Origin of the sequence: Streptomyces sp. MS06, from assembly GCF_047200655.1 — a bacterium.
Taxonomy (GTDB): Bacteria; Actinomycetota; Actinomycetes; order Streptomycetales; family Streptomycetaceae; genus Streptomyces.
The window spans coordinates 40,682-59,708 of record NZ_JBJZOJ010000023.1 but is presented as its reverse complement, the minus strand read 5'-3'; the positions used below and the strand labels follow the sequence as shown (position 1 = coordinate 59,708).

Genomic DNA, 19,027 nt, shown 5'->3' with positions numbered 1-19,027 from the left:
TTCACGTCACATCGACACGATGAGGATCGTCAAACTGACGTGAAGCAGGTTATGATAGATAACGTCAATTCGACGAAAAGTAGAAAGGGTGCGTGTCGTGACCACCGCCCACACCCCGGAGCTCGACGTGCAGCCGACTCCGCTCGCCCTGCTGCTGCTCGGCCGCGAGGCCGACCCGAGGAGCGAGCGGGGTGTCGAGTGCCCCGGCGACCTGCCCGCGCCGTCCGACCCCGACCTGGTGGCACGCGCGCGTGCGGCCAAGGAGAAGCTCGGCGACAAGGTCTTCGTGCTCGGCCACCACTACCAGCGCGACGAGGTCATCCAGTTCGCGGACGTCACGGGCGACTCCTTCAAGCTGGCCCGGGACGCGGCGGCCCGCCCGGAGGCCGAGTACATCGTCTTCTGCGGCGTGCACTTCATGGCCGAGTCGGCGGACATCCTCACCTCGGACGACCAGAAGGTGGTCCTGCCCGACCTCGCCGCCGGCTGCTCGATGGCCGACATGGCGACGGCCGAGCAGGTCGCCGAGTGCTGGGACGTGCTCACCGAGGCCGGCGTCGCCGAGCAGGTCGTGCCGGTGTCGTACATGAACTCCTCCGCGGACATCAAGGCCTTCACCGGCAGGCACGGCGGCACGATCTGCACCTCCTCGAACGCCCAGCGGGCCCTGGAGTGGGCCTTCGACCAGGGCGAGAAGGTCCTGTTCCTCCCGGACCAGCACCTCGGCCGCAACACCGCCGTCCGCGACATGGGCATGTCCCTGGACGACTGCGTCGTCTACAACCCGCACAAGCCGAACGGCGGCCTGACCGCGGACGAGTTGCGGGCCGCGAGGATGATCCTGTGGCGCGGCCACTGCTCGGTGCACGGCCGCTTCTCCCTGGACTCGGTGAACGACGTGCGCGCCCGGATCCCCGGGGTGAACGTGCTGGTGCACCCGGAGTGCCGGCACGAGGTCGTGGCCGCGGCGGACCAGGTCGGCTCGACCGAGTACATCATCAGGACCCTTCAGGCCGCTCCGGCCGGCTCCAAGTGGGCCATCGGCACGGAGCTGAACCTGGTCCGCCGCCTGGCGAACCGTTTCGCCCCCGAGGGCAAGGAGATCGTCTTCCTCGACCGGACGGTCTGCTTCTGCTCCACCATGAACCGCATCGACCTCCCCCACCTGGTGTGGGCCCTGGAGTCGCTGGCCGACGGCAAGCTCGTCAACCGGATCGAGGTCGACCGGGAGACGGAGAAGTTCGCCAGGCTGGCACTGGAACGGATGCTGGCGCTGCCGTAGCCGCGGCGGTCTATCGCGGACGCCTCTGCCCGGTCGGGCAGAGGCGTCCGCGATAGACCGGCCAGTGCCGGCCAACCGGCCGTTGGCCGCAGAGCCGGCGGGCCGACTTCGGCCACTCTTTGCGGGCTCAGTACGTCGACGGCGACAGGTCCAGAACCCGGCAGACGGGATCGACCCCGAGGCCCCTTTCACGCAGGTGGTCGATCACCTGCTGGACCTCGTCCGGGGACGGTCGATCTGCTGGGCAAAAGAACACCGAGGCGGCTTTGGGGATCTCGTTCCCCCGCTTCAACTCGACTTTCTCCTTGCGGAGTTGCTTCAGCTCAACGCGCTCGGCGGGCAGTGAGTCGGTCGTCGCCCTCGCTGTCGGCCTCGGCGTGGCGCACCCGGCCGCGCGGGGCCTGCAAATCTCAGTTCAGCTCACACTGCGATCAGTACTGAGCGTTGAGATCCGTGCCCGTGGGGGCTTGCCAGCAGCCGGAGACGACAGTGATCGCGAGAAGCGGGTCCTTCTCGTGCGGGTTGGTCGGGGTGGACACGATGAGCACGGCGTTCACCGAGAAGCGGTCCGTCTTCGCATCTGCCGTGAGGGACAACGACTTGGCCTCGCTGTTGTTAGGGCCGTAGTCGACGATCTCCCAGCCTCTCTTCGGCAGTTCCTCCCGCAACCGTTGGAAGGCCGCCCTCAGGTCGTCCTCGGAGAGGCCGTAGACCGACCAGGGATGCCGCGTCATGTAGAAGCGCTGGGGGTCCTTCCTTTCGCACGTTGAGATGGCGGGACCGCGCTCGGTGACCTTGCCTTTGTGGACCCCGAGCATCTCGTATATTGCGCTGGAGACGCCCTTTGCCTTGTCGCGGGCCGCATCCAGGTCCAACGTGGGATTCTCGGGGGCTGTCTCCGAACCGGATGACTGCGCCGTCGAGGGGGAGTGTCCGTTGTCGTCCACGGTGTTCGAACATCCTGCCGTGAGGAGGGAAAGTAGCACTGCGGCGGCGGCAAGACCGATGTACACCCCTCGGTACCGCTTCCTTACTGGGCTGCGCATCAGCATCACCTTACGGGTAGATCACCTGGTTGTACCGTCCAGTAACTACTGCCCCCTGGTTCCAGAGACTGGCCGAGCCTTTGTCCCAGTAGCCACTGTGGCCACCTGTGTCGACGGCCATGCGATGCGCGCCGAACGCTTCGTCGGACGGCACCGTCTGGATGTAACCGGCGTCGTAGGGCAATCCGTGGAAGGTCTGGACGCCCCACTTGTAGCCGCCGAGGTGGGCGATCCTGCCGCCCAGTGGGACCGGGTCGTCGTGTGCCGCCTCGGCCCATACGTGGTTCTTGCCGACGTCGAGGTCGCTCGCGTCGCCGACCAGCATGCCCGGGCTGCCCGCCACGACGATGTCGTCCGCTGCGAAGTGTCCTGGCGCCTTCGACGCGGCACCCACAGTGGTGGAACCGTAGCTATGGCCGATGACGGTGGTGTGGCTGGCATCCGGGCCCCCCTGGACCGTCTGTAGACCGTCCAGGAAGTCGTTCAGTCCAGGCGCGCCCTCATAGGCCCAATGCTTCTCCATTGCCTCGGGGGCGATGCTCTGCGGGGCGTCGTACCCAATCCACGTTATGGTCGAGGTGGTTTGACTGGGAGACAGTTGGTTGCTGACGTCCCACACCTCCTGCATGCGCTGGATATCACCTTTGGCCCCCGCCAGCTTCGACGTCGTACCCGGCACGTACACCGCCGTGTTGTCTGCCGTGTCCGGGTTGCCGTTGGCCAGGATCACGTGTCCGTTGCCCTTGAGGTCGAATCCGAGCAGGTAGGCCGGAGGCATGTGATCCATGCCCGTCTGGTCCAAGCGGCCATGGACAGCGGTCATGCCCCTGAGCTGGTCCTTGTACTTGTTGCCGCCCATGGCGTTCCACGCCGTCCACTCCGGGTTCGTGATGATCCCGCCTGCGGTGACGATCTGCTTCTCTGGCTCCGGGCCCAACTGGTCGAGGTTGTGCTGGACCCGGGCTCGGGCCTCGTCGAGCACGATCCGATTGGATGAGTCCCGGACCACGCTCGGTATGCCGTCTAGAGCGCCGATCTCGGCCGGATACAGCGTCTGATACTCCTCGCGCTGCTCCTGCGTGAGGCCGTCCCACCACTTCCTGTTGTCAGCCGGGGACTTGCTTTGCGGAATACTGTGCCTGCTCAGGCAGGTGCCGACCGTCTCCTGAACGCCACCCATGTCGTGGGCCTCGTCCAAGAGCATGCCATCGGTCACAGCCAGGCCGTCTGGCGCCTTCAGCTCGCGCAGGATCTTTGCGTATCGGTCGTCGATCTCGTTGGCGCTGTTCACCGCCCGCGAGATGCGTTCGGCGATGTCCTCGGCCTTGCCCATGTTGGGGTCGCCGCGTCCCTCGCCCGTGCCGGGCAGGTATGGGACGGGGGCGCCCGGCGTAGCGACTCCGGTGCCTGGGGCCATCGGAACCGCAGCGCTCCTCGGATACTCGACCGACCCGTCGTCGTTGACCGTGAACCCGAGACCGGCCGCGTCATCGAGGGCCTGCCTCAACTCCGCCTGAGCGGCGGACAGCTCTGAGGCAAGCCCGTTCAGAGTGGTGCGCATGAGACCGCATTCGCCATGTAGGTACTGGTAGTTGCGGCCCAATCGGGTCAGGTCCCGCTCTGCCGCGCTCTGCGCCTCACCCTTCTGCGTGGTGCGGATCGGCGCCGACATCTCCTGGTCGACCCGGATGCGTGCGGCGTCGGCCCGGTTACTGACCTTGCCCCAGCCGTCTGCGGCTTCCTCGTATCCGATGAACTTCGCGTCACGCAGCTGCTGCCATGTGGGCATACTCGCCTCACCGCGCCCAGTCGGGCGTGCTGCCGATCTTGACATCATTGACCTCGCGAGCGACGGCGGGGTCGATCTCGCCGAAGTCGTGGCCGGTCCTGGTGAGCGCGCCTTGCAAGCGGTCGCACTCGTCGCGTACCGAGGCCAGTCGGTTCTCCCAGGTGGGCAGGATCTCGTTCAGCGCGGCGGTGCTGGCGAAGCCGCCGGTGCCACCTTTGAGGCCCTCGTGCGCAGTCTTGAGGTCGGTGAGCCCCGATTTGGTGGTGGTCTGCAACTCCTGGGCCACGCCGGAAGCCTTCAACCATGGCCCCTTTGACGCCACCAGGTCAGGAGCCGATCCTCCGAAGGAGCCGCTCGGTCCTCCGCCTCCCCCGCCCCCCGGATCGGCCAGATGGTCGATCTGCATCCGCTGGGCCGCATCGGCCTTGAGCCGTTCCCACTCGTCCCACGCCATGGGTGTGGTTCTCCCCCTCTTCGCGGTGGCATGTGGTGTGTGCTGTGGTGCGCCAACCTACTGATGCAGTCCCGGGAGCGCCTGAGTATCGGTACTCAAACACTGAGAGGGCACTACGAGCCGCCGCAGCCGGGTGGTGTCGATGTCCGCTGCGCATCGCGCCGCTGCGCTGACACCTTCAAAGGTGATCTAGAGCTCAAGGTGGGGCTGGACTTCGACGGAGCGATGCCGGCGCCTGGCAGGCAGTCGGACGGGGCTCCGCTGTTCCCCCGTGGTTCCCCGCACTGTCCGGCACGGCTTCTCGTCTCGAAGCACAGATCCGGCCCCGTCGGGAGGGCTCTCCGTTCGGGGAGGCCAATTATTCACCAGTGCGAGAGCCTGACCGAACCCCGCACCCCACCGCCCCGTCACCTGGCGCACCACCCTCCGCACCCCGGACGGCGCGGGCAGCAATGAGCGACGGCCGGGTCTCCTCCGAGACCCGGCCGTCGCTCATTGCTGCTCCGTCCGTCAGACGCCCGCCGTCTCCAGCGGGTTCTCCGTCTGCTTGGCCTCCCGTTCCGCGGCCTTCGCCGCCCGCTTCTTCGCGCGGCGCTCCTTGCGGAGCTCCAGCATCGCGTACAGCGTGGGGACCAGGAGCAGGGTCAGCAGCGTCGACGTGACCAGACCGCCGATGACCACCACCGCGAGCGGCTGGGCGATGAAGCCGCCCTCGCCCGTGACGCCGAGGGCCATCGGCAGCAGCGCGAAGATCGTTGCCAGGGCCGTCATCAGGATGGGGCGGAGGCGGTGGCGGCCGCCTTCGATCACGGCCTCGACCACTCCGTGGCCCTGACGCCGGTACTGGTTGATCAGATCGATCAGGACGATCGCGTTCGTCACCACGATGCCGATCAGCATCAGCATGCCGATCATCGCCGGGACGCCCATCGGGGTGCCCGTGGCGATCAGCAGTCCGAGCGCGCCGGTCGCCGCGAACGGGATGGAGACCAGCAGGATCAGCGGCTGGGCCAGCGAGCGGAACGTCGCGACCAGGAGCAGGAAGACGATCGCGATGGCCGCCAGCATGGCCAGAGCGAGGTTCTTGAACGCGTCGTTCTGGTCGGAGGTGACACCGCCGATCTCGGCCGTGGCACCCGCCGGGAGCTTCAGGGCGTCCAGCTTCTTCGTCAGGTCCGCGCTCACCGCGCCGGTGTTGTCGCCGGTCGGCTTGGCGGTGATGGTCGCCGCGCGCCGACCGTCGATACGGGTCAGGGAGACCGGGCTGTCGACCAGGCGCACGTCGGCGATGTCGCTCAGCTTCACCGCGCCCAGCCGCAGGTCGCGCAGCTGCTGGAGCGTCTGCGCGGGGTGCGCGGGCCGGAGGACGACGTCCCGCTCGGTGTCGTCCAGGACCGCCTTCGCGGTCGGGGTGCCGCGGACCGCCTGGGCGACGGCCGCGCCGAGGGTCTGCTCGGTGAAGCCGGCCGCGGCGGCCCGGTCGTTGGCCGTGACCGAGATGCGGGGCACGCTCTGCGACAGGTCGCTGGTGACGTCGGTGACGTCGTCCAGGGTCGCGACCGTGTCGCGGACCCGGTCCGCGGCCTTGCGCAGTGCGTCCGCGTCGGCGGCCTTGACCACGACCTTCAGGTCCTGGCTGCCGAAGCCGTCGCCGGCCGCGATCGTGGTCGTGCCGATGCCCTTGAGGCCCGCGAGGCCCTTCTCGATGCGGTGCTGGACGTCCTCGTACGTCGCGGAGTCCTTGAGCATCACCTGGTACGACGCCTGGTTGCCGTCGGTGGCGCCGCCGAAGGCGGCCATGAAGCCGGAGGAGCCGATGGTGACCTGGTAGTCCCTGACGCCCTCGGTGCGTGCGAGCAGCTTCTCGACCTTCCGGGCCTGCACGTCGGTGGCCGCCAGGCTGGTGCCGGGTTCCAGTTCCTGCTTGACGGTGAGGACCTGCTGGTCGCCCGGGTCGAAGAAGTTCGTCTTCAGCAGCGGGGCCATGCCGAAGGTGCCGGCGAGCACGGCGGCCGCGATCAGGACGCTGGTGAGGCGGCGGCGGGTCGCGAAGCGCAGCACGGGGACGTAGAAGCGCTGGAGCCGGCTCCTGGCCTCCTTCTCCTCGGCCTGCCGGCGCGTCTCCGCGGCGCTCTCCGGGGTGGACTTCGGCGCGCGCAGGAACCAGTACGACAGCACCGGGACCACGGTCAGGGACACCAGCAGCGAGGCCAGCAGGGCGGCCGTCACGGTGATGCTGAACGGCCCGAACAGGGCGCCGACCATACCGCCGACCAGGCCGATCGGCAGGAAGACGGCGACCGTGGTGAGGGTGGAGGACGTCACCGCGCCCGCTACCTCGCGGACGGCGTTCAGGATGGCGGCGTGGCGTTCCTCGCCGTATCCGAGGTGGCGTTTGATGTTCTCCAGGACCACGATCGAGTCGTCGACGACGCGGCCGATGGCGATGGTCAGCGCGCCCAGCGTGAGCATGTTCAGGGACAGGTCGCGGGTCCACAGCACGATCAGCGCCAGGACGACCGACAGCGGGATCGAGACGGCCGTGACCAGCGTGGAGCGGACGGACGCCAGGAAGACCAGGATCACCAGCACCGCGAAGAGCAGGCCGAGCGCGCCCTCGGTGGTCAGGCCGGAGATGGACTTGGACACCGCCGGGCCCTGGTCGCTGACGACCGTGATCTTCGCGCCGGAGCCGAGGCTCGCACGCAGGGCGGGCAGCTTGTCCTGGACCGCGTCCGAGATGGCGACCGCGCTGCCGTCGTGGTCCATGGTGACCATGACGGCGAGGCTGGGCTTACCGTCGGTGCGGGTGATGGAGTCGGCCGGGGCCTCCTGCTGCGCCACGGCGGCCACGTTGCCGAGCCGGACCGGCTTCTTCGCCGCGGGTCCCTGGCCGGTGACCATCAGGTCCCGGAGCTGCTCGAGCGAGGTGTAGCCGCCGCCGACCCGGACGGTGCGGTTGGCGCCGCCCTCGTCGAAGGAGCCGGCCGGGACGGTCACGCCGCCCGCCTGCAGGGCGCGGGCGAGGTCCTGGGGCGTCAGGCCGGCCTCGGCCAGCTTCGCGTCGTCGGGGGTGACGGTGACCTGGAGGTCGCGCACGCCGTTGACCGTGACCTGGCCGACGCCGTCGATGTCCTTCAGCGCCGGTACGACCGTGCTGTCGAGCTGGTCGGCGAGGGCCTGCTGGTCCTTGCCGGAGGTGACGGACAGCACCACGGTCGGTATGTCGTCGGTCGAACCGGCCACGACCTGCGGGTCCACGGCGTCCGGCAACTGCGCGCGGGCACGGCTCACGGCCTGCTGGACGTCGGCGACGATCTGCTGGGTGTTGTTGCCGTAGTCGAAGGAGGCCATGATCACGGCGCTGCCCTCGTTCGCCGTGGAGGTGACGCCGGTGATGCCGTCGACGGCGTCGAGGCGGTTCTCGATCGGCTCGACGACCTGCTTCTCGACGACGTCGGGGGACGCGCCCCGGTAGGGCGCCACCACCGAGACGACGGGCAGTTCGATGGTCGGCAGCAGCTGCTGTTTGAGCTGCGGGATCGCGATCGCGCCGAACGCCAGCGCGACGATCGACACCAGGCCTATCAGGGCCCGTTGCGCGAGGCTGAATCGGGACAGCCAGGACATGGTCGGGGTCTTCCTTCGGTGAGCGGCAACAGGGCTCCTCCACCCTGTTGCATCGCCGCGCCCGGTTCTGTAGCCCCCAGGTCCATTTCCTTACGCGGCGCCTACTCCCGGCGCAGTACGCGCGGCTCGGGGACGCTCCACCCGCGGACGTAGCGGGCGGACGCCGGGGCGGTGCTGTGCCACGATCGTGGGAACGGTCCCCGACCCCGTGGTCCTGGAAGTGACTTCCACGAAGCCCCGGACCGGCCGTGAAGCCAAGCGCCGCTGCTACGCCCGCTCGGGAATCCCCCTGTACCTGCTCGTGGACCGGGACGCCGCCTCGATCACGCTGCTCAGCGACCCGAGAAACGACGACTACCGGCAGAGTTGCACGCTCCCGTTCGGCAAACCCCTCGCCCTCCCGGAACCGTTCGCCTTCGATCTCGACACCACGGACTTCCTCTGAGCCCGGCGCCGGGCACCCGGGCTGTACGGGGTCACTCCCCCCTCGGCCGCACCAGACCCGACTCGTAGGCGATCACGACCAGTTGTGCCCGGTCCCGCGCGCCCAGCTTCGCCATGGCCCGGTTGACGTGCGTCTTCACCGTGAGCGGGCTGACCTCCAGGCGTTCGGCGATCTGGTCGTTGGAGTGGCCGCCGGCCACCTGCACCAGCACCTCGCGCTCCCGGACGGTGAGCGCGGCCAGGCGGGCGGAGCGGGCCGGGTCGCGGTCGCCGTCCGGGCCGTGGCCCTGGGCGAGGAAGCGGGCGATCAGGCCCTTGGTGGCGGCCGGGGAGAGCAGGGCCTCGCCGCCCGCCGCGACCCGGATGGCGTTCAGCAGCTCGTCCGGTTCGCTGCCCTTGCCGAGGAAGCCGGAGGCTCCGGCCCGCAGGGACTGCACCACGTAGTCGTCGACCTCGAACGTGGTCAGGATGACCACCTTCACGTGTGCGAGGGAGGGGTCGGCGCTGATCATGCGGGTCGCGGCGAGGCCGTCGGTGCCGGGCATCCGGATGTCCATCAGGACGACGTCGGCGCGCTGCTCCGCGGCCAGCCGGACCGCCTCCGCTCCGTCGGAGGCCTCGCCGACCACCTCCATGTCGGGCTCCGAGTCGACCAGTACCCGGAAGGCGCTGCGCAGCAGGGCCTGGTCGTCGGCGAGCAGGACACGGATCGTCGTCATCGGGCCTGTCCTTCGTGCACGGCGGGTGGGCGGTTCTCGAGCGGAAGGATCGCATGCACCCGGAATCCGCCTCCGTAGCGGGGACCGGTGGTGAGCGTGCCGCGGAGTGCGGTGACCCGCTCCCGCATGCCGAGCAGGCCGTGGCCGCCGCCGCTCTCCGGCTGCCCGGCGGCGGCCGGGTCGTCGGGGCGGCCGTCGTCGAGGACCGTGATCTCGACGTGCGGCCCGACGCGTACGACGCTGACCTCGGCTCGCGCCTCGGGGCCCGCGTGCTTGTGCACGTTGGTCAGCGCCTCCTGGACGACGCGGTAGGCGGCCAGGTCGACGGCGGCGGGCAGGGTGGTGCCCTGGTCGGTGCGGGCGACCTCCACCCGGAGGCCGGCGGTGCGGAAGGTGGCCACCAGTTCGGCGAGCAGGTGCAGGCCGGGGGCGGGTTCGGTGGGGGCCTCGGGGTCGCCGGTCTGGCGGAGCAGGCCGACGGTGGCGCGCAGTTCGTTCAGGGCGGAGCGGCTGGCCTCCCGGACGTGTGCCAGCGCCTCCTTGGCCTGGTCGGGCCGCTTGTCCATGACGTGTGCCACCACTCCGGCCTGCACGTTGACCAGGGCGATGTGGTGGGCGACCACGTCGTGCAGGTCGCGGGCGATGCGCAGCCGCTCCTCGGCGACCCGGCGGCGGGCCTCCTCCTCCCGGGTGCGCTCGGCCCGCTCGGCCCGCTCGCGGATGGCGCGGACGTAGGCGCGGCGGCTGCGGACGGCGTCGCCGGCGGCCGCCGCCATGCCGGTCCAGGCGAAGATGCCGAGGTTCTCCTGGGCGTACCAGGGCAGTGGGCCGCCCAGCATCGCGGCGCCGGTCAGCACGGCCATGGTGAGCAGGCCGACCCGCCAGGTGGTGGGCCGGTCGGTGGTGGAGGCGACCGTGTAGAGGGCGATGACGGCGGACATCGCGACCGGGGCGCGGGGGTCGCCGGTGACGCACTCGATCAGCGAGACGGTGCCGGTGACGGCGAGGACGCGCAGCGGGGAGCGGCGGCGCAGGACGAGCGCGGCGGCGCCGACCGCCATCAGCAGCAGGCTGAGCGGGTCGGGGGTGCGCAGGCCCCAGGAGACGCCGTTCTCGCCGTGCGGATCGACGAAGGATCCGGCGACCATGCAGGCGAGCACGCCGGCGGCGAGTCCCGCGTCCAGTGCCAGCGGATGCGCTCGGAGCCGGCAGCGGGTGCGTTCCAGGGTGCTCACGGCTGAGTACGGTACGGGTTCCGGCCGACGGGCGGGGAACGGCGGTGCCGCACCCCCGGCCGGTCAGCCCGGGATGAGTCCGTCGTCGCTGAGGAGTGCCCGGACGTCCTCAAGGGTGGCGTCCGGGGCGGGGAGGATGAGCGCCGACGGTTCGAGCGAGTCGTCGGGAAGCGGCTCCCCCAGCTCCCGCACCTTGGACAGGAGGGCGTGCAGGGTGCGGCGGAAGCCGGGGCCGTCGCCGCTCTCCATCTCCCTCAGGAGTTCGTCGTCGAGCTTGTCCAGCTCGGCGAGGTGGCTGTCGGCCAGCGCGACCTGGCCCTCTCCCATGATCCGTACGATCATGCCGCCCATCTCGGCCTCCTCGGTGGGCCCGCCGTGACTCTGCGTCGGGACCGTCCCGGGCCCGTGCCGGGACGGTCCGCTGCTCGTCGTGCTCGTGGTGCCCGTCGAGCCGGTCCGCCGTGCCGGCGGGCCCGGGTGCTGCCCGTCGGACTACTGCTTGTCGAAGCGGGGGGTGTCCTGCGTCTGCTGCTGGGGCTGCTGCTCACCCGTGCCGCCCTCGATGGCCTGCCGGTCCGCGGACGGGCCGCCGGCCAGTTCGGCCTTCATGCGCTGCAGCTCCAGCTCTACATCCGTACCACCGGAGAGCTGGTCCAGCTCGGCCTGGATGTCGTCCTTGCGGGTGCCGGAGGGGTCGTCCAGGGCACCGGAGGCGAGCAGCTCGTCGATGGCGCCGGCGCGGGCCTGGAGCTGGGCGGTCTTGTCCTCGGCGCGCTGGATGGCCAGCCCGACGTCGCCCATCTCCTCGGAGATGCCGGTGAAGGCCTCGCCGATGCGGGTCTGGGCCTGGGCCGCCGTGTAGGTCGCCTTGATCGTCTCCTTCCTGGTGCGGAAGGCGTCGACCTTGGCCTGGAGCCGCTGGGCCGCCAGGGTGAGTTTCTCCTCCTCGCCCTGCAGCGTGGCGTGCTGCGTCTCCAGGTCGGTGACCTGCTGCTGCAGCGCGGACTTGCGGGACAGCGCCTCGCGGGCCAGGTCCTCGCGGCCCAGCGCGAGCGCCTTGCGGCCCTGGTCCTCCAGCTTGGTGGACTGCTGCTGCAACTGGTTGAGCTGCAGTTCCAGGCGCTTGCGGGAGGTGGCCACGTCCGCAACGCCGCGGCGGACCTTCTGCAGCAGCTCCAGCTGCTTCTGGTACGAGTAGTCGAGGGTCTCGCGCGGGTCCTCGGCCCGGTCCAGGGCCTTGTTCGCCTTCGCGCGGAAGATCATCCCCATACGCTTCATGACACCGCTCATGGGCTTCGCGCGCCCCCTTCTGACGGACTCCAGCTCAAGCTCTGCGACAGAACCCACAGTACGGGCCCTGCATCCATTACCGCACCGTCCGGGGACGGATGTGCTCATCCCCTGGGACGACTGAGGCCGGCCGGGCCTCCGGCGTAGGGAGTAGGTGGGTGTTCGGGGTTGTCTGTCCCCAGTAGAGACGACCGGCGTTGCCGGATCGTTCCCCGCGGGGCTGTGGTCCATGCCCGCGAAGCGCTTACCCTTGGGTTTTGTGTTCCGTAGCCGTGCCAAGGAAGAGAAGGCCGTCGCCGATCGGGCGGGCGTGACCGACTCCAAGCAGACCCGTGACCCGCAGGCCCCCAAGGGCCGGCCCACACCCAAGCGGAGTGAGGCCCGGACCCAGCGCCGCAGCGTGGCCCAGACGCCGACCACGCGCAAGGACGCCGCCAAGCGGCAGCGCGAGGACCGCCGTCAGGCCATGGCGCGCCAGCGCGAGGCGCTGGCCAGCGGCGACGAGCGCTACCTGCCCGCCCGTGACAAGGGTCCGGTCCGCAGGTTCGCGCGCGGATACATCGACTCCCGGTTCAACATCGCGGAGTTCTTCCTGCCGATGGCCGTGGTCATCCTGGTGCTGAGCATGGTGCGGGTGGGCTCGCTGCAGAGCATCGCGCTGCTGCTGTGGCTGCTGGTGATCGTGCTGATCGTGCTCGACTCGGCCGTCAGCGGCTTCCGGCTGCGCGGGCAGCTCAAGGAGCGCTTCCCCGACCAGAACAGGCGGGGTGCGGTGGCCTACGCCCTGATGCGGTCCCTCCAGATGCGCCGGCTCCGGCTGCCCAAGCCGCAGGTCAAGCGCGGAGAGCGGCCCTGAGCACGACGACGTTCCCGGGGGACGCGGCCGGCGCGTGGCTGCACGGGCCGGAAGGGCTGTGCGACGTCGTACGGCAGGAGCTGGTGGCGCGCCAGCTCGACGAGCAGCTGGCCGGGCGGTTCCCGGTCGGCCGGCGGCTGCGGGTGCTCGACGTGGGGATGGGGCGGGGCGCCCAGGCGCTGCGGCTGGCCCGGGCCGGGCACCAGGTGACCGGTCTGGAGCGGGACGCGCCGATGGTCGCCGCGGCCCGGGAGGCACTGGCCGGGGAGCCGGAGGGCATCCGGGAGCGGATGCGGATCATCGAGGGTGACGGCCGGGACACCGGCGTGCACTTCCTGCCCGGCGGCTTCGACGTGGTGCTCTGCCACGGCGTACTGATGTACGTGGAGGAGCCCGACGCCCTGGTGGCGGGGCTGGCGCGGATGCTCGCCCCGGGCGGTCTGCTGTCGCTGCTGGTGCGCAACGGCGACGCGCCGGCGATGCACCCCGGCCTCCGCGGGGACTGGGCGGGGGCGCTGGCCGCCTTCGACAGCGTCTCCTGCGTGCCCCGCTCGCGAGCGGACTCCGGTGAGCGCACGCCGGCCCGGCCCGCCCCGGACGTCCGGGGCGACCGCCTGGCCGCGCTGACGGCGACGCTCGCCGGGATCGGGGCGCCGCTGCACGCCTGGTACGGGGTGCGGGTGTTCACCGACACCGCCGCCGACCGGGTGGAGCCGGTCGCCGACGTGGGGACGCTGCTGGCGGTGGAGGAGCGGGCCGGGCGCACGGATCCGTACCGGGGTGTGGCGGCGCTGCTGCATCTGTGCGGGGTGCGCGGCTGAGGTCCGGTGGCGGGCGGCGGGGGTCGCCGTTCACCGGATCGGGTGTGCGGCCGGGAACCGGTTCGCGCCGGCGGAGGGGCCGCTGATCACCGCACGGGCCCGCGACCGCCGTTCACCCTGTCGGGTGCAAGGCCCGGGTCAGGTCCTCCGGCTGCGCGGCCGTCGCCGAGCGGATCGGCGGCGCGGTCTCCTGCCGGGTACCGGGTACGGGGCCGCGCGGAGGTGCGGCGGGAGCGGCGCACGCGGGGTGACCGGGTGGCCGCTCGGCCGGGTGGCCGGGCCGGTGCGCCGGCCCGAGACTCGGGCCCATGGACGCTTCCCTCACCCCCGCGCGTCTCCGGTGCGCCCTCGCCGCCGCGGCCGCCTGCTGTCTCGTCCTCGTCGCCGGATGCTCGGGCCGGGACGCCTCCGGCTCGGGCTCCTCCCGGAGCGAGGCGGCGACCGCTCGGGCCGCACGGCCCGCGGCCGTGTCCCAGGCGACGGACCTGCAGTCCGACTACCAGCGGGTGATCAAGGAGGTCCTGCCGTCGGTCGTGCAGATCCGCGCCGGCGACTCCCTGGGCTCCGGGGTGGTGTACGACGACAAGGGCCACATCGTCACCAACGCGCACGTGGTGGGCAACGCCAAGAACTTCGGCGTGACCGTCGCCAACAGCGAGGCCGCGCTCAACGCCCGGCTCGTCTCGTCCTATCCGGACCAGGACCTGGCCGTGGTGAAGCTGGACAGCACTCCCGACGGCCTGAAACCGGCCGCCTTCGGCGACTCCGCCAAGGTGGAGGTGGGCCAGATCGTGCTGGCCATGGGGTCGCCGCTCGGGCTGTCGTCCAGCGTGACCCAGGGCATCGTCTCGGCGACCGGGCGGACGGTCACCGAAGGCCGGTCGGACGGCGGAACCGGCGCCACCATCGGGAACATGGTCCAGACGTCCGCGGCCATCAACCCCGGCAACAGCGGGGGCGCGCTGGTCGACCTGGACGGCCGGGTGATCGGCATCCCGACGCTCGCCGCCCTCGACCCCGACCTGGGCAACGGCGCGGCCCCGGGCATCGGTTTCGCGATCCCCGCCTCGACGGTGAAGACCATCGCCGGTCAGATCGTCGACAAGGGCCGGGTCACCGACTCGGGCCGGGCTGCGCTCGGCATCACCGGGCGCACGGTCGTCGACTCGTCCTTCGAGCCCGCCGGGGTGGCCGTGGTCGAGGTGGAGTCCGGTGGCGCGGCCGACCGGGCGGGACTGCGGGCCGGGGACGTCATCGTCAGACTGGGTGACGCCGACATCACCACGATCACCTCGCTGGCGGAGGCGCTGGCCGGGGACGAGCCCGGGCAGCAGACCACGGTGTCCTACACCCGCAACGGGAGCCGGCGGACGGCGAAGGTGACGCTGGGCGAGCGGTGAGGTGGCGGGGCGCGGCCGGAGTGCGGTCCGGTGGGACCCCGCCCACCGGTCGCACCCCCGCCGCTCACGCCCCCAGCCGTCACGCCCCCGGTCATCGCACCCCGGACGGTCACGCCCCCCGGTGGTCACGCCCCCGGCCGCGTCACCCGCGCGGCCGCCTCAGTCCTGCTCGGCGTCCGCGTGCAGGCTCATCGGCCCGTAGACCTCCGTGGCGTCCTCGAACAGCCGCACCTGGTCCACGCCGCCCTCCAGCAGCGCCTTCCACTGCTCCCCGACCCAGGACTCGGCGTCGCCCTGCGTGGTGAACTCCTCGGGCTGCACCGCGGGCGGCACCTCCGTCCCGTCGGACTTCTCGAACCGCCACGTCCATGCCGCCATGTACGCCTCCCTGTGTGAGCACCGGCAGAGCAGCGGCCGGATCCCGGTCCGGCTGCTGCCCGCAGCCTAGTCGGATGCGCAAGGCCTGCGGCGACAGGTGAAAATCGGGGCGTGGAACTGACTCTGCTCGGCACCGGTGCCCCCGCGGGACTGCCCCGCCCCGACTGTCCCTGCGCCGCGTGCGCGTCCGCCGTGGGCGCGGGTGCGCGGGCGGCGACCTCGGTCCTCGTGGACGGTGCGCTGCTGCTGGACCTGACGCCGGGCGCGGCGTTCGCGGCGGCGCGGGCGGGACGGTCCCTCGGCGGGGTGCGGCAGGTGCTGCTGACGCACCCGCACCACGGGCCGGCGGTGGAGGTGCCCGCCGGCCTGCCGCAGCCGGGCCGGGTGCCGGACGGGCGGGAGCTGGCGCTGCTCACGGGCCACCGGGTGCGGGCGGTGGCGGTGGACGCGCCGGGCACGGGGTACGCGGTGACCGGGCCGGACGGGCGGCGGCTGCTCTACCTCCCGCCGGGGGGTGCACCCGCCGGTCTGGCGGAGGACACCGCGGTGGCGTACGACCTGGTCCTCGCGGACGTCGTACGGCGGCCGGACGCGCTGGCCGCGCTGCGCGCGGCGGGTGCGGTGGGGCCGACCACCGACGTGGTCGCGGTGCATCTGGGCCACGAGGTGCCGCCGGGGCCCGAGTCGGTGCGGCGACTGGCCGCGGCGGGCGCGCGTGCCGTACCGGACGGGGCCGCGCTCGCGGTCGGCGGGTACGAGGAGGTGCCGGACGTGCCGCGGCGGACGCTGGTGCTGGGCGGGGCGCGGTCGGGCAAGTCGGTGGAGGCGGAGCGGCGGCTGGAGTCCTTTCCCGGCGTGCTGTACGCGGCGACCGGCGGCACCCGGGGCGGGGACGGCGAGTGGGCGGGACGGGTGGCCGCACACCGGGAGCGACGGCCCGCGTCGTGGCGCACGGTGGAGACGTGCGATCTGGTGCCGCTGCTGACGGACGAGGGGCCGCCGCTGCTGGTCGACTGCCTGTCGTTGTGGCTGACCGACGCGATGGACTCCGTCGGCGCCTGGGACGACGCCCAGTGGGCGGACGGGGGCGAGCGGGCCCTGCGGGAGCGGGTGGCGGAGCTGGCGTCGGCGGTGCGCGGAACGCGGCGGACGGTGGTGGCCGTCTCCAACGAGGTGGGGTCGGGGATCGTGCCGGCGACGGCGTCGGGGCGGCGGTACCGGGACGAGCTGGGCCGGCTGAACGCGGCGTTCGCGGGCGAGTGCGAGCAGGTGGTGCTGGTGGTGGCGGGCCAGGCCCTGGTGCTGCGGGGCGGCTGAGGATCCCGGCGGCGCGCGCTACGGCGCGTCGGGCGGCGCGGGCGCCGGCTGCCGCGGCCCGCCCTTCCGGGCGAGGACGCGGTACCTGTTCGCGAAGCGGGTGCGGCGGAGCAGCGGCGACAGGGTGCGGTCCACCGCCGCGGCCGTCGCGACCACGGGGCCGGCCAGGGGGCGGGGGACGCGGCGGGCGGTGGCCAGCCGGGCCGCCGCCGTCAGGTCGTGCGGGAGGTGGGCCGCCCGCCGGTCCGCCGCCACGACCGTGCAGCCGAGGGACTCGAGTTCGGTGCGGAGGTTCGCCGGCGGCAGCAGTTGGAGGTGGTGCGGCTGGCCGTGGGCGTGCCACCACTTGCCGAGCAGGGCCGCGAAGGCGCTGCCGGGGTCGGGAAGTTCGATGAGGAGGTGGCCGCCGGGGCGCAGCGCGGCCAGCGCGGCGCGCAGTTCCGCCCGGGGGTCCGGGGTGTGCTCCAGGTGGCCGAGGATGCTGACCACGTCGTAGCGGGCGCGCAGGCGGGCCGCGAGCTCCGGCGAGGCCAGGTGTCCGACGTGCGCCTCCTCCACACGGGCGGCCTCGCGGGCCCGCACCACCCGGGGCGTCGGGTCGGTCCCGTCGAACGCGGTGTAGGGGAAGAGGGCCTTCGCGGTCTCCGGGAAGCGCGCGTCCCCGGTGCCCACGTCGAGCCAGCTCTCCGGCTCGGGACAGCGGCTCAGCACGGCACGGGCGGCACCGCGGTGCAGGCTGCGCAGGGCTCCGGGCGCGCCGACGGGGCCCGGCGGGGCGTACAGGGCGAGGCCCTCGGGGGTGAGGCGGGGGTTCTGGAAGGCGTGTGCGCAGTCCCGGCACTCGTCGACGGTGAAGTTGCCCGGCCCGCCGTGGCGCAGGTCGCCGGCGCGGAGTCGGACACGGAGCCGGGCCGAGCCGCACCAGGGGCAGTCCTCGCGACGCGGCTCGTGGATGGGCCTGGGTGCGGCGGACATGGGCGGCTCCCGGTGGGGCGGTGGGCGGGGCTGCCGGGGCGGGACCCACAGGAGGTGATTCCCGGCAAAACGGAACGTATGGGATACCGGTGCCGGGTGCAACGACGTCGCCGCCGCGTGGTGGCGATGTGGCGCGGAGCCGTTCGCCCGGTGGCGGTACTGTTCGCCGAATGAGCTCGCTGAATCTCGACGACTTCACCGATCTGATCGAGCGCCCGGACGGCGGGATGCGCCGGGACGCGGAGGCGCGCCGGGAGCGACAGGTCGTGCCGCCCGGATCGCTGGGGCGCCTCGACGAACTGGGTGAGTGGCTGGCCGCCGCGCAGGGCGCGGTGCCGGTGCGGCCGATCGAGCAGCCGAGGGTGGTGCTGTTCGCCGCCGACCACGGGATCGCCGCGCTGGGAGTGTCGGCGCGGCCCGCGGGCACCGCTTCGGAGCTGGTCCGGGAGGTCCTGGAGGGCGGACGGCCGGTGTCCGTGCTGGCGCGCCGGCTCGGCGTGCCGGTGCGGGTGGTCGACATGGGGCTGGACTGCGAGGCGGACTCGCTGCCCGCGGACGTGGTGCGCCACCGGGTGCGGCGCGGCAGCGGCCGGATCGACGTGGAGGACGCGCTGACCGCCGAGGAGGCGGAGGCCGCCTTCCGGGCCGGGGTCGCGGTGGCCGACGAGGAGGCCGACTCCGGCACCGACCTGGTGGTGCTGGGCGACCTCAGCGTCGGGGGCACCACGGTGGCCGGCGTGCTGGTGGCGGCGCTGTGCGGGACGGACGCCTCCGTGGTCACCGGCCGGGGAGGGCTGGCCATCGACGATCTGGCCTGGATGCGCAAGTGCGCCGCGATCCGGGACGCACTGCGCCGGGCGCGGCCGGTGCTCGGGGACCAGTTGGGGCTGCTGGCCGCGGTCGGTGGGGCCGACCTCGCGGCGATGACCGGCTTCCTGCTCCAGGCCGCGGTCCGCAAGCTGCCGGTGATCCTGGACGGAGTGGTCGGATCGGCCTGCGCGCTGCTGGCGCAGCGGGTCGCGTTCCGGGCGCCGGACTGGTGGCTGGCCGGGCACTCCGGCGGGGAGCCGGGGCAGGCCAAGGCGCTGGACCGGATGGCCCTGGAGCCGCTGCTGGAGCAGGGCGTCACGGTGGGCGAGGGCACCGGGGCGCTGCTGGCGCTGCCGCTGGTGCAGGCCGCGGCGGCGCTGGCGGCGGAACTGCCGGAGCGGCCGGAGGCGGAACCGGACGTGGAGAGCCCGGAGCAGGCACCGCACGCCGAGGCGGGGAGCGCCGTGGCGGGGGACGCCGCCGCGGAGAGCACCGCGGCGAAGACGGCGGACTAGGAGCCGCGCCCCCCGGCCGGGCGGTTCCCGCGGTCGCGGTGCCGTGCGGGCCGGACCGGGCGGGGT

The 19,027-nt window shown here is 72.3% G+C and carries 16 protein-coding genes and 1 pseudogene; 7 read left to right on the top strand and 10 right to left on the bottom strand.

The window, feature by feature from the left end; genetic code table 11:
- Positions 1–97: 97 nt before the first annotated feature.
- Complete coding sequence (gene nadA, locus ACL02U_RS14945; protein WP_412791291.1) at positions 98–1,282, top strand: quinolinate synthase NadA; 1,185 nt, start codon at positions 98–100, stop codon at positions 1,280–1,282.
- Positions 1,283–1,713: 431 nt separating this feature from the next.
- Here nadA and ACL02U_RS14940 read toward each other — a convergent pair whose 3' ends face one another.
- The 4 genes from ACL02U_RS14940 to ACL02U_RS14925 all read right to left on the bottom strand — a co-directional run bounded on the left by ACL02U_RS14940 (position 1,714) and on the right by ACL02U_RS14925 (position 8,201).
- Positions 1,714–2,328 carry a hypothetical protein gene (locus tag ACL02U_RS14940; protein WP_412791290.1) on the bottom strand — a complete coding sequence of 205 codons (615 nt, stop codon included), beginning with the start codon at positions 2,326–2,328 and terminating at the stop codon, positions 1,714–1,716.
- Between the two features lie 10 nt (positions 2,329–2,338).
- On the bottom strand, positions 2,339–4,117 hold the full coding sequence (locus ACL02U_RS14935) for an alpha/beta hydrolase (RefSeq protein ID WP_412791289.1): 1,779 nt from the start codon (positions 4,115–4,117) through the stop codon (positions 2,339–2,341).
- A 7-nt stretch (positions 4,118–4,124) separates the two neighbouring features.
- Positions 4,125–4,571: an amino acid ABC transporter permease gene (locus ACL02U_RS14930; protein ID WP_412791288.1), complete on the bottom strand. Its 447-nt coding sequence runs from the start codon at positions 4,569–4,571 to the stop codon at positions 4,125–4,127.
- A gap of 510 nt (positions 4,572–5,081) precedes the next feature.
- Entirely contained in the window at positions 5,082–8,201 is a 3,120-nt protein-coding gene (locus ACL02U_RS14925; protein WP_412791287.1) for an efflux RND transporter permease subunit, read from the bottom strand.
- A 208-nt stretch (positions 8,202–8,409) separates the two neighbouring features.
- On the opposite strand from ACL02U_RS14925, the pseudogene ACL02U_RS14920 reads away from it, so the two are divergent.
- Positions 8,410–8,646 (top strand): annotated as a pseudogene (locus ACL02U_RS14920) (Uma2 family endonuclease); the annotation flags it as partial.
- A gap of 31 nt (positions 8,647–8,677) precedes the next feature.
- On the opposite strand, the gene ACL02U_RS14915 reads toward ACL02U_RS14920, so the two are convergent.
- From ACL02U_RS14915 to ACL02U_RS14900, 4 genes are all read right to left on the bottom strand, one after another.
- Positions 8,678–9,364 carry a response regulator gene (locus tag ACL02U_RS14915; protein ID WP_412791286.1) on the bottom strand — a complete coding sequence of 229 codons (687 nt, stop codon included), beginning with the start codon at positions 9,362–9,364 and terminating at the stop codon, positions 8,678–8,680.
- Positions 9,361–10,599 carry a sensor histidine kinase gene (locus ACL02U_RS14910; protein ID WP_412791285.1) on the bottom strand — a complete coding sequence of 413 codons (1,239 nt, stop codon included), beginning with the start codon at positions 10,597–10,599 and terminating at the stop codon, positions 9,361–9,363. Before ACL02U_RS14910 ends, ACL02U_RS14915 begins: the two co-directional genes overlap by 4 nt.
- A 63-nt stretch (positions 10,600–10,662) precedes the next feature.
- Positions 10,663–10,941, bottom strand: coding sequence for a PspA-associated protein PspAA (pspAA, locus tag ACL02U_RS14905; RefSeq protein WP_412791335.1), 279 nt, complete (start codon positions 10,939–10,941; stop codon positions 10,663–10,665).
- Between the two features lie 150 nt (positions 10,942–11,091).
- Positions 11,092–11,862 (bottom strand): PspA/IM30 family protein, encoded by a 771-nt coding sequence (locus ACL02U_RS14900; protein WP_412791334.1) that lies wholly within the window; start codon positions 11,860–11,862, stop codon positions 11,092–11,094.
- A 256-nt stretch (positions 11,863–12,118) separates the two neighbouring features.
- Here ACL02U_RS14900 and ACL02U_RS14895 point away from each other — a divergent pair, with 256 nt between their 5' ends.
- From ACL02U_RS14895 to ACL02U_RS14885, 3 genes are all read left to right on the top strand, one after another.
- A complete protein-coding gene (locus ACL02U_RS14895) occupies positions 12,119–12,745 on the top strand; it encodes a DUF3043 domain-containing protein (RefSeq protein WP_412791333.1) in 627 nt (208 codons plus the stop codon).
- Positions 12,746–12,828: 83 nt separating this feature from the next.
- Complete coding sequence (locus tag ACL02U_RS14890) at positions 12,829–13,566, top strand: class I SAM-dependent methyltransferase (RefSeq protein WP_412791284.1); 738 nt, start codon at positions 12,829–12,831, stop codon at positions 13,564–13,566.
- Between the two features lie 308 nt (positions 13,567–13,874).
- Entirely contained in the window at positions 13,875–14,966 is a 1,092-nt protein-coding gene (locus tag ACL02U_RS14885; RefSeq protein ID WP_412791283.1) for a S1C family serine protease, read from the top strand.
- Positions 14,967–15,125: 159 nt separating this feature from the next.
- Here ACL02U_RS14885 and ACL02U_RS14880 read toward each other — a convergent pair whose 3' ends face one another.
- On the bottom strand, positions 15,126–15,344 hold the full coding sequence (locus ACL02U_RS14880) for a hypothetical protein (protein ID WP_412791282.1): 219 nt from the start codon (positions 15,342–15,344) through the stop codon (positions 15,126–15,128).
- A gap of 111 nt (positions 15,345–15,455) precedes the next feature.
- Here ACL02U_RS14880 and ACL02U_RS14875 point away from each other — a divergent pair, with 111 nt between their 5' ends.
- Positions 15,456–16,661 (top strand): bifunctional adenosylcobinamide kinase/adenosylcobinamide-phosphate guanylyltransferase, encoded by a 1,206-nt coding sequence (locus ACL02U_RS14875; RefSeq protein WP_412791281.1) that lies wholly within the window; start codon positions 15,456–15,458, stop codon positions 16,659–16,661.
- A gap of 18 nt (positions 16,662–16,679) precedes the next feature.
- On the opposite strand, the gene ACL02U_RS14870 is transcribed toward ACL02U_RS14875, so the two are convergent.
- Entirely contained in the window at positions 16,680–17,636 is a 957-nt protein-coding gene (locus ACL02U_RS14870) for a class I SAM-dependent methyltransferase (protein ID WP_412791280.1), read from the bottom strand.
- Between the two features lie 170 nt (positions 17,637–17,806).
- On the opposite strand from ACL02U_RS14870, the gene cobT reads away from it, so the two are divergent.
- Positions 17,807–18,961 (top strand): nicotinate-nucleotide--dimethylbenzimidazole phosphoribosyltransferase, encoded by a 1,155-nt coding sequence (gene cobT / locus ACL02U_RS14865; RefSeq protein WP_412791279.1) that lies wholly within the window; start codon positions 17,807–17,809, stop codon positions 18,959–18,961.
- The last annotated feature ends 66 nt before the right edge of the window (positions 18,962–19,027 follow it).

Excerpts from the sequence above, each read along its gene's own strand:
- ACL02U_RS14940 (WP_412791290.1), bottom strand. The coding sequence starts at position 2,328 with ATGCGCAGCCCAGTAAGGAAGCGGTACCGAGGGGTGTACATCGGTCTT.
- ACL02U_RS14935 (WP_412791289.1), bottom strand. The coding sequence starts at position 4,117 with ATGCCCACATGGCAGCAGCTGCGTGACGCGAAGTTCATCGGATACGAG.
- ACL02U_RS14930 (WP_412791288.1), bottom strand. The coding sequence starts at position 4,571 with ATGGCGTGGGACGAGTGGGAACGGCTCAAGGCCGATGCGGCCCAGCGG.
- ACL02U_RS14925 (WP_412791287.1), bottom strand. The coding sequence starts at position 8,201 with ATGTCCTGGCTGTCCCGATTCAGCCTCGCGCAACGGGCCCTGATAGGC.
- ACL02U_RS14915 (WP_412791286.1), bottom strand. The coding sequence starts at position 9,364 with ATGACGACGATCCGTGTCCTGCTCGCCGACGACCAGGCCCTGCTGCGC.
- pspAA (WP_412791335.1), bottom strand. The coding sequence starts at position 10,941 with ATGATCGTACGGATCATGGGAGAGGGCCAGGTCGCGCTGGCCGACAGC.
- ACL02U_RS14900 (WP_412791334.1), bottom strand. The coding sequence starts at position 11,862 with ATGATCTTCCGCGCGAAGGCGAACAAGGCCCTGGACCGGGCCGAGGAC.
- ACL02U_RS14895 (WP_412791333.1), top strand. The coding sequence starts at position 12,119 with ATGCCCGCGAAGCGCTTACCCTTGGGTTTTGTGTTCCGTAGCCGTGCC.
- ACL02U_RS14885 (WP_412791283.1), top strand. The coding sequence starts at position 13,875 with ATGGACGCTTCCCTCACCCCCGCGCGTCTCCGGTGCGCCCTCGCCGCC.
- ACL02U_RS14880 (WP_412791282.1), bottom strand. The coding sequence starts at position 15,344 with ATGGCGGCATGGACGTGGCGGTTCGAGAAGTCCGACGGGACGGAGGTG.
- ACL02U_RS14870 (WP_412791280.1), bottom strand. The coding sequence starts at position 17,636 with ATGTCCGCCGCACCCAGGCCCATCCACGAGCCGCGTCGCGAGGACTGC.
- cobT (WP_412791279.1), top strand. The coding sequence starts at position 17,807 with ATGAGCTCGCTGAATCTCGACGACTTCACCGATCTGATCGAGCGCCCG.